Raw genomic sequence first — 1,779 nt, 5'->3', positions numbered from 1 at the left:
CAGATGCTCCTTAGAAAGGAGGTGATCCAGCCGCACCTTCCGGTACGGCTACCTTGTTACGACTTAGTCCTAATTACCGATCCCACCTTCGACGGCTCCCTCCACAAGGGTTGGGCCACCGGCTTCAGGTGTTACCGACTTTCATGACTTGACGGGCGGTGTGTACAAGACCCGGGAACGTATTCACCGCAGCGTTGCTGATCTGCGATTACTAGCGACTCCGACTTCATGAGGTCGAGTTGCAGACCTCAATCCGAACTGGGACCGGCTTTTTGGGATTCGCTCCACCTCACGGTATTGCAGCCCTTTGTACCGGCCATTGTAGCATGCGTGAAGCCCAAGACATAAGGGGCATGATGATTTGACGTCATCCCCACCTTCCTCCGAGTTGACCCCGGCAGTATCCCATGAGTTCCCACCATTACGTGCTGGCAACATAGAACGAGGGTTGCGCTCGTTGCGGGACTTAACCCAACATCTCACGACACGAGCTGACGACAACCATGCACCACCTGTTCACCAGTGTCCAAAGAGTTGACCATTTCTGGCCCGTTCTGGTGTATGTCAAGCCTTGGTAAGGTTCTTCGCGTTGCATCGAATTAATCCGCATGCTCCGCCGCTTGTGCGGGTCCCCGTCAATTCCTTTGAGTTTTAGCCTTGCGGCCGTACTCCCCAGGCGGGGAACTTAATGCGTTAGCTGCGTCACGGAAACCGTGGAATGGTCCCCACAACTAGTTCCCAACGTTTACGGGGTGGACTACCAGGGTATCTAAGCCTGTTTGCTCCCCACCCTTTCGCTCCTCAGCGTCAGTTACGGCCCAGAGATCTGCCTTCGCCATCGGTGTTCCTCCTGATATCTGCGCATTCCACCGCTACACCAGGAATTCCAATCTCCCCTACCGCACTCTAGTCTGCCCGTACCCACTGCAGGCCCGAGGTTGAGCCTCGGGATTTCACAGCAGACGCGACAAACCGCCTACGAGCTCTTTACGCCCAATAATTCCGGATAACGCTTGCGCCCTACGTATTACCGCGGCTGCTGGCACGTAGTTAGCCGGCGCTTTTTCTGCAGGTACCGTCACTTTCGCTTCTTCCCTGCTAAAAGAGGTTTACAACCCGAAGGCCGTCATCCCTCACGCGGCGTTGCTGCATCAGGCTTCCGCCCATTGTGCAATATTCCCCACTGCTGCCTCCCGTAGGAGTCTGGGCCGTGTCTCAGTCCCAGTGTGGCCGGTCACCCTCTCAGGCCGGCTACCCGTCGACGCCTTGGTGAGCCATTACCTCACCAACAAGCTGATAGGCCGCGAGCCCATCCCAGACCAAAAAATCTTTCCAACCCCCACCATGCGGAAGAGGCTCATATCCAGTATTAGACGCCGTTTCCAGCGCTTATCCCAGAGTCCAGGGCAGGTTGCTCACGTGTTACTCACCCGTTCGCCACTGATCCACCAAGCAAGCTTGGCTTCACCGTTCGACTTGCATGTGTTAAGCACGCCGCCAGCGTTCATCCTGAGCCAGGATCAAACTCTCCGTAAAAAAGAAATGCATACAACCACCGGGAAAACAGTGACCGCAGCGAGTTTGAAACTGACCAAAGAGAAACATCATTACTGACGTATCCATATGCCAACCCCAAAAGAGGCTGGTCTTTGATCCAAAGGAATTTCTCGCAATCCAACAAAAGTCAGACCGACGAGGAATAAATTGGCATTTGACAAGTGCACGCTGTTGAGTTCTCAAGGAACGGACGCACCCACAGAAACAGTCACCAAGACCTAC

At 54.7% G+C, this 1,779-nt stretch carries 1 rRNA gene; it reads right to left on the bottom strand.

What is annotated here, in order from left to right:
- Window positions 1-14: 14 nt before the first annotated feature.
- Window positions 15-1,536: ribosomal RNA gene (locus FB047_RS16745) — 16S ribosomal RNA — on the bottom strand.
- Between the last annotated feature and the right edge of the window lie 243 nt (window positions 1,537-1,779).

Origin of the sequence: Microbacterium hydrothermale (assembly GCF_004854025.1) — a bacterium.
GTDB classification, from domain to species: domain Bacteria; phylum Actinomycetota; class Actinomycetes; order Actinomycetales; family Microbacteriaceae; genus Microbacterium; species Microbacterium hydrothermale.
Note: the sequence above shows the minus strand (reverse complement) of the source record. Positions and strands in the feature narration are given on the sequence as shown.